This is a genomic window from Nocardia sp. NPDC004260 (assembly GCF_053603155.1).
Genome location: NZ_JBSGEZ010000144.1, coordinates 1 through 7,568, shown reverse-complemented (window position 1 = coordinate 7,568; position 7,568 = coordinate 1). Strand labels below are relative to the sequence as shown.

The 7,568-nt window shown below is 63.2% G+C and carries 6 protein-coding genes; all 6 read right to left on the bottom strand.

Going from position 1 to position 7,568, the window contains the following annotated elements; translation table 11 throughout:
• Window positions 1-216: 216 nt before the first annotated feature.
• The 6 genes from ACWEO7_RS37295 to ACWEO7_RS37270 all read right to left on the bottom strand — a co-directional run bounded on the left by ACWEO7_RS37295 (window position 217) and on the right by ACWEO7_RS37270 (window position 7,214).
• The gene (locus ACWEO7_RS37295) at window positions 217-1,335 is read right to left on the bottom strand and encodes a terpene synthase family protein (RefSeq protein WP_452430297.1); all 1,119 of its coding nucleotides are present in this window, start codon (window positions 1,333-1,335) and stop codon (window positions 217-219) included.
• Window positions 1,336-1,439: 104 nt separating this feature from the next.
• On the bottom strand, window positions 1,440-2,837 hold the full coding sequence (locus ACWEO7_RS37290; protein WP_452430295.1) for a cytochrome P450: 1,398 nt from the start codon (window positions 2,835-2,837) through the stop codon (window positions 1,440-1,442).
• 119 nt (window positions 2,838-2,956) lie between these two features.
• Entirely contained in the window at window positions 2,957-4,813 is a 1,857-nt protein-coding gene (locus ACWEO7_RS37285; RefSeq protein ID WP_452430294.1) for a 1-deoxy-D-xylulose-5-phosphate synthase, read from the bottom strand.
• Entirely contained in the window at window positions 4,810-5,781 is a 972-nt protein-coding gene (gene ispH, locus ACWEO7_RS37280) for a 4-hydroxy-3-methylbut-2-enyl diphosphate reductase (protein WP_452430292.1), read from the bottom strand. Before ispH ends, ACWEO7_RS37285 begins: the two co-directional genes overlap by 4 nt.
• A 225-nt stretch (window positions 5,782-6,006) precedes the next feature.
• Entirely contained in the window at window positions 6,007-7,092 is a 1,086-nt protein-coding gene (locus ACWEO7_RS37275; protein WP_452430290.1) for a polyprenyl synthetase family protein, read from the bottom strand.
• The gene (locus tag ACWEO7_RS37270) at window positions 7,086-7,214 is read right to left on the bottom strand and encodes a hypothetical protein (RefSeq protein WP_452430288.1); all 129 of its coding nucleotides are present in this window, start codon (window positions 7,212-7,214) and stop codon (window positions 7,086-7,088) included. Before ACWEO7_RS37270 ends, ACWEO7_RS37275 begins: the two co-directional genes overlap by 7 nt.
• Between the last annotated feature and the right edge of the window lie 354 nt (window positions 7,215-7,568).

Genomic DNA, 7,568 nt, shown 5'->3' with positions numbered 1-7,568 from the left:
CGGCCACCGGTCGAATACGAACACATCTACCATCAACAGACCATCTCGGCCGAGGTGGCCTGAACTCGGGTCTCCACCGGATCCAGGACGGTTCAAAGTTTGCCCGGTCAACCGTCGCCCCAGCGTGGCCAAGAACGGGCGTCGTTCGGCCGGACAGCTTCAGGAGGGCCGACGAGCCCCTGCCAGTCGCGACACACGATCCCTGGATAAGCCTCATCAGGACGATATGGTGAGTTGGTCCCACCACCATCGGATAGCTGGAAGCGAGGCGAGGTGTTGCGTTGCCGTTTCCCGAAAAATGGGACGCCGATCGGTGTAGGCAGGTTTCGGCACTACCAAGCCGTCAGGCTGCGGATATCGAGAGGTCGCGAGCCACTGGTATTCGATTACGGCAGGTGCAGAGTGTGCCAGGTGATCGAGCCAGGCCTGCAGGTCAGGGCATGCAGTCGGCAGTGCTTGCGCACTGAGATCTTCGAACAGGCACATCACCCGGTTGCGTAAGCAGACCGTCTCGGCCACCGCCTGTTGTAGAGGACGGTCGTGGCCGAGTAGGAGAATAAGGTTTCGTGCGGCCGAGAATTCCTCACTCATTTCTTTGCCAAAGGAACCCAGATCGTTGTCCAGGGCGTGGATTACGTTGATTGCCTGGCTCAACGCTCGGCCGATCGTGGTGTCCATGTTGTCGACGCGAGCAGAGGGATTTGCTCCCAGGGAGATCAATGCCGTTACAACTCGGGCACCGAGACAGCCGATACGTCTGACGAGATAGGTGTTAACCGAAGGGATGCTCTTTTCGGCTGCTGATGTTTCTTCCCAGAGCATGCTCCCCAGCCATTCTCGTACACTGTCGGAGAACAGCGCGGCGTGGTGCGGGGAACCGATCGCGTGGAGCCTATGGGCCAGTTCGATGCATGCTGCATCATACGGCGATGATTCATCCAGCAAACCTGCATCGGGAACAAGGAATGTAAAGCTGACTCGTTGGATATAGCTCGCCAGGTGTGCAAGTCGGTCACCGCGGCCTGTGGCTTCCGCGATCAGGTCGTCGAGCAGCAGCGCGTAGACGGTGAAGTCGGTGGCCAGTTGAACGACCTCGATCGGCGCCAGCGGCAAGGTCAGGCCACAGCCCAGCGCGGAGACTTCGACAGCTGCCCGCTCTCTGGCAGCCTTTTTCCGATCAGCTCGATCGTCCAGCAGCCCGAATTGTTTCGTCCAGGTTCGTGTCTGGGCATCGACCGCACTCGTCGCGGGATGGATCGCAGGAAGGACGGGACAGTAGATGGGAGGTAGATCGATCTGTAACTCGTTGTGCTGACCTGATACCCAATCGATCATGATCCGGGAAAGCCTTTCATTTGCTGGAGCGAGCGGAACCGTTGGCAAGCGTTGTTCGGCAGAATTCAAATATCGTTGCGGCGCGTCCTCCTACCCGAACCCTGTCAGTCGGCAGCCCCTATGCCGTGCGGGTTGCGGGTGAGGGCGCGCAGGTAAACCTTGCGGGGTCTGATTGCGATGCCTATTGCGGGCTGCGGCGGCTGATCGGCGAGCGGGGTCAGTTGCCACTGCGCGGCGATAGTCGCGAGGGTGAGGGTCGCCTCGGTGAGCGCTAATTGGTCACCGATGCATTTGCGGGCACCGGCACCGAAAGGGACGTACGTGGTGTGGTCGGGTTTGATGTCGTGCCAGCGGTCGGGGAGGAAACGGTCGGGATCGGGGTAGAGATCGGGGCGACGGTGCAGGAGGTAGGGGCTTAGCGTGACGATGGTACCGGCCGGCAGATGGTGACCACCGAGGTCGGTGTCGTGGGCAACTCCCCTGGTCAGCAACCATGCCGGGGGGTAGAGCCGCAGCGTCTCGCTGATGACGTGCCGGGTGGTCCGCAGCGCGGGCAGATGGGCGGGGGTGGGTGGTCGGCCGGCCAGGACGGTGTCGACCTCGGCGTGGACACGGGCGCCGATGTCCGGGTGGCGTGCTATGAACTCAAGGGCCCAGGCTAGGGTACCGGCGACGGTTTCGATGCCGGCGATGAAAAAGGTCACGACCTGGTCGATCACCTCACTGTCGTCGAACGCACGGGCTTGATCAGGGCTGTCGGGATCGACGGCGGTGAGCAGTGAGGACAGGAGGTCGAGCTGGTCGGCGGGGTCGACGCGCCGGGTGGCGATCATGGCACCCAGGGAGTGCCGAAGGCGGTCGGCCGCCCGCTGGTAGCGGCGGTTGCTCGGGGTCGGTAACCGGTGGAGAAGAGGTGGCGTCATCATCCTGGCCAACACCCCTCCCGAGAAGGTCGCCAGATCGTCCAGGAGCGCCTGCTTGGCTTCAGCGGGTAGAGAGAACATGGTTTCCATAGTCATGCGCATGACAAGGGTGGTCATCTCGGCGTTGACATCTATCACTTGTCCGTTATGCCATGATTGAGACAGCTCTTGGGCGACCGCGCTGATCTGCGGTGCGTATCCGGGGATGCGCTGGGGGTGGAAAGAAGGTTGGCAGAGTCGGCGCTGGCGCCGGTGGTGCCTGTGCGGACAGGTGGCCAGGCTGTTACTGGAAGCCTGGCGGGCCTGCTCGTAAAGGGGGCCACCTTTGTCGAAGGTACGGTCGTCGAGCATGACCTGGCGGGTGAGTTGGGGGTCACACACCATCACGGCGGTGTGCGGACCCAGGTGTATCCGCGCCAAGGGGCCGAGCTCGGGCAGCGTCGACACGAAACGTAACGGGTTGCGCAGCAATGGTATGGCGTGGCCCAGAACGGGTACGGACCCACGCGCCAGGGGTATGGAATCAACGGTGAGTGGGGACGGGCCCGGGGCAGGCGCAGTTCGACGGGACAAGAACACTCCTCTGGATATGGTGGACGTTTCGAATATTGATCACCATCAGCTGGCGGGTCTTACCGCCAGCCGCAGCGTCGGCGTGGGGCGGGGAAGATCAACCAGTGTTCTGGTGGGAGGGGTGCTCATCGCTGACTCCGCAGGGTGGTGGTCGGCGTAGTGGAGGTGGTGTGGTCGCGTAGTGCCTCCAGTAGCAGTCGGCAGTCCTCTGCGATGCCTGCGGCGGTCAGACCGTAGTGCGCCAGCAGTTCGGCGCGCGTCGCGTGGGTCGCGTACTCGGTCGGCACGCCGAGTGCTCGGATGGCAGCCGAGCGGGGAGACCGCTCGGTGACCGCGTGTACCAGGTGGGAGCCGATCCCGCCGGTGGCGATGCCGTCTTCGACGCTCAGCGTGACGCGGTGGCGTGTGATGAACCCGAACAACGCCGGGTTGAGGGGCCAGACCCAACGTGGATCGATGACTGTCGATCCGCAGCCGCGTGTTTCGAGGATGGTGGCGGCGCTGAGGCATTGGTCGGCCAATGCGCCCACAGAGACGATCAGCACGTCCAAAGGCAGATGCGGGCTTCGGTACAAGACGTCCATGCCATCCATCCGCGCGACGGCTGAAATGTTCGAACCGACTGTGGCTTTCGGGAAGCGCAGAGCCGTCGGTGCGGCGATGTCGACCGCCTCACGCAGCAGCTCGCGCAGGCGTGCAGGATCGCGCGGAGCCGCGATCTGCATTCCGGGAACACAGGACAGCAGCGCCATGTCCCACAAACCGTGATGACTCGGTCCGTCGGGTCCGGTGATCCCGGCCCGGTCCAGCACCAGCGTGACCGGCGCCTTGTGCAAGCCGATGTCGAGATTCACATGATCGAACGCGCGGGTCAGGAACGTGGAATACATAGCGACCACCGGGTGCCGACCGACGCTGGCCATCCCAGCGGCCGCCGCGACCACGTGCTGCTCGGCGATCCCGAAGTCATGAACGCGGTCAGGATGCGCACGAGACATCGGCCCCAGGCCCGTTGGGAGTCGCATCGCCGCAGTCAGCGCGTCGATATCGTCACGGCGGTCGGCGATCGCCACCAGTTCCGCGCCGAACACATCAGTCCATGTCGACTGTGGCGGGACCGCCGGTCGCCCCGTAGCGGGATCTATCACACCGACTGCGTGCATCCGGTCTTCGTCGTCCGCCGCAGCAGGCGGATAGCCTCGGCCCTTGTCGGTGACGGCATGGACCACGACCGGTGTGCCCAATGCGGCCGCGCGCCGCAATGCTTCGGTAGTGGCTGCAATGTCGTGTCCGTCGACCGGTCCGATGTAATCGAACCCCAATGCCGTGAACACATTTCCGGCTCCTCCTTCACCGCGGCGTAACTGCGCCAAATGTATTGCCAGTGCACCGGTGGTCGGGTCGTAGGAGCGGCCGTTGTCGTTGATCACGATCACCACGTGCCGATTGGTATAGCCGAGATTGAGTAGTCCCTCCCATGCGACGCCTCCGGTGAGCGCGCCGTCGCCGATAACAGCGACCACGCGGGTGCCGTTTGACCGGTCCAGTACGGTGGCGATGCCGCATCCCCACGAGATGCTGACTGAGGCATGAGAATGCTCGAGCCGGTCATGAGGGGATTCGGCGCGGCTGGGATACCCCGATAGCCCGCCTGAGCTGCGCAGGGTGTGGAAGCCGGCGGCCCGTCCGGTGAGCAGCTTGTGTGCGTACGCCGAGTGGCCGGTATCGAAAAGCAGGACATCATCGGGCGAGCGAAAGACTTCGTGCAGCGAGATGATCAACTCGACGGTGCCCAACGACGCACCGAGGTGCCCGCCCGTCCGGGCCACCGTCTGGATAAGGCATGTGCGGAGTTCCTGAGCCAGCGCGGGGAGCTGGTCGGCATCGAGGGCGGCAAGGTCGGCGGGTCCTGAGATCGAGGCCAGCAGACCGGTGTCACTCTCTGGGGCAGGCGTCGGGGTGGGACGTGCTGTTGTGCTCATGGAGCTCCCTGCAGCGGGGGCGGGTCCTTGGGCAGGGCAAAACGCATTGTTTCTTCGATGGTTTCGCGTTCGAACACCCCTACCGGGCCGCGTATGCGCAGGGCATGGACCACCTGGTCGACCGGCTCAGGTGGTGTCGATGCTCCTGCGGTCACTCCGACAGTCTGGGCGTGCTCGAGCCAGGCCGGATCGAGGTCGGCGCCACCGTCGATGAGATAGGCAGGTGTACTGCAGTTGTTGGCCAGCTCGACCAGGCGCAGGGAGTTGGAGCTGTTGGCGGAGCCGATGACAAGCAGAACATCGGCCTCGTCGATGACAGCGCGCACGGCGCGCTGCCGGTTGGTGGTGGCGTAGCAGATGTCCGAGGACGGCGGCTCGCGCAGGCCGGCAAACCGTGCCCGAAGTGCGTCGATCGCGACTGTGGTTTCGTCCACCGCCAATGTGGTTTGCGTCAGATCCGACGCCTGCGCATCGGCCGGTATGTCGAGTTCGGCGACCTCGTCGGCCGACTGCACCAGCACGGTGGCCTCCGGCGCCACCCCAAGAGTGCCTTCGGCTTCTTCGTGGCCGGCATGCCCCATCAGAACAATCCTGTCGCCCCGAGCGGCGAGGCGTTCGGCTTCGGTGTGAAGCTTCCGCACGAGTGGGCAGGTGGCGTCGATTACCGCGCGGCCGCGCCGAGTCGCGTCGGCCCGCACCGCCGGTGACACCTCGCGCGCGGAGAACACGACAACCGCGCCCTCGGGAGGCGGATCGGGGATTTCTGCCACCTCGTCGACGAAGACCGCACCGGCGGCGGTGAGCTTGTCGACCACATGCCGGTTTTGCACGATCTGCTTGCGCACATACACCTGGCCGCAGCTCTGCAGAGCATGTTCGACGATTTCGATCGCCCGCTCCCAACCTGCACAGTACGACCGCGGCGACGCCAACAGCACTCGGGTTTCTGTCAACGCTGGCTGCTTCATACTGCGGACCTCACACAGTTCTTCCGAACGGTTCACGAGATACCTCCACCAACCGGAGAGCTCAAGGAAAGGCGGCGGGGTCGGATCATCAAAATCCCCCCGTGGAGGTCTCGGCTCAATAGTGACAACCGCGGCGACAGACACACGCTCCATAGGATCGGCATATATCGCATGAGAAGAACCGACGGTGCGCCAACGGGGTCGTCACCAGTCACCAGCAGCTCCTCACCGGTCGCGGTCGGCAGCAGCCTCAGCGAGGCGGCGCAGCATGGCGGTGGCCGAATCAGGGAAAACATCGCTCTCCAGCACACTCAGCGCCTGTAGGCAACGATGGCGGATCATTCGCTCGACCTCGGCGCGAGCGCCGGTGGCGGTAAGAATGTCTCGGATCTCCTCGACGTGGGCATCGGTCACTGCTGGGTTGCCGATCGCTGCGGCCAGCCGTCGACGTTGGCGGGTATCAGCACGCTCACACGCCAGCACCAACGGAACGGTGCATTTCCCTTCACGTAGATCGTCGAGGCGAGATTTCCCGGTGACGGCCGGATCCCCATAGAGACCCAGAAGATCGTCACGTAACTGGAACGCCTCCCCCAGTGGCAACGCATAGGCGGTACAAGCGGCCAGTAGATCATCGTCGGCACCGGACAGAACGGCCCCCAGCTGCAGCGGGCGCTCCATCGTGTACTTCGCGGTCTTGTATCGGCAGATCGCCACCACGGTGCCCAGATCGACATCCGCAACACCTTCGGACAACAGGTCGAGATACTGCCCGCTCACCGTCTCCATTCGCATGTCGTCCAGCAACGGCCACACTCGCGCACCCTGCGCAGCCGTCAATCCGGCTTGGTGCACGAGGTCATACGACCATCCCAAAGCGAGATCACCGAGCAGGGTCGCAGTATTGGCGCCGAACCGCGCCGCCGCGCGATGGTCGGCATGGTCGGCAGCGATACGCATGTGCGCTGCGGGTCTGCCGCGCCGGGTGGCGCTACCATCCATGACATCATCTTGGATCAACGCGAAAGCATGGAACAACTCCAGCGACGCTGCCACCCGCGCCACCACCTCAACATCCCCAGCCGCCCCGGCGGCCCGCCATCCCCACAAGCACAACAGGGGACGCAGCCGCTTGCCACCCACGAGAAAATCCCGCAGCCAATCGACGAACAACGGAATCTGCGGTGTCACCGCACGACTCTCCTTGCCGGCCATGAATTCGGACAGCACCACTTCAACCCGATGCAGATCTTTTTCGACCTCTACCGACATGGCATCGGCCGAATTCCGCAGCGTCTGTTCTATCACCACATCTGTCTCTCGATCACCTGCACCGCTTCCCAATCTGCGAGCGTCAATTTTTCAGCGATACGGTTGTCCAGTTCGACGCCTTCTCCGAATATGCGGCGGTATCGAGTAATTTTCGAAGTCATTATCAACTCCAGAGATTCATAACGGCTGCCTTTCGACCGTTCTGTACGTGTCGATCTAGCATGTGGGCCAATTGGCTGGTTACGAAAGCGCGCAATCCTTGAGTCAACTCCTCCGTCATGGAAACGCAATTTGAATCAGCGGCAGAACGGCCATCTTCAACAGCCTTCCGGCCTCCGTCAAATCAGCTTCATTTGCCGGACCTGATATGTTTTCAACGTCACCCCGAGTCCGAGGGCAAGTTCGATGTTCGCTGTACCCGGTCAGTACCCGATTTCGTGGACGACGGCCTCAGCGCGTGCGTGCAGGACCTCCTGCAGAACCATCCGGGACATCGCCATGTTCGACAGGTGCCC

Coding starts and splice junctions, on each gene's coding strand:
- ACWEO7_RS37270 (WP_452430288.1), bottom strand. CDS start 7,214: ATGACTTCGAAAATTACTCGATACCGCCGCATATTCGGAGAAGGCGTC.
- ACWEO7_RS37295 (WP_452430297.1), bottom strand. CDS start 1,335: ATGATCGATTGGGTATCAGGTCAGCACAACGAGTTACAGATCGATCTA.
- ACWEO7_RS37285 (WP_452430294.1), bottom strand. CDS start 4,813: ATGAGCACAACAGCACGTCCCACCCCGACGCCTGCCCCAGAGAGTGAC.
- ispH (WP_452430292.1), bottom strand. CDS start 5,781: ATGAAGCAGCCAGCGTTGACAGAAACCCGAGTGCTGTTGGCGTCGCCG.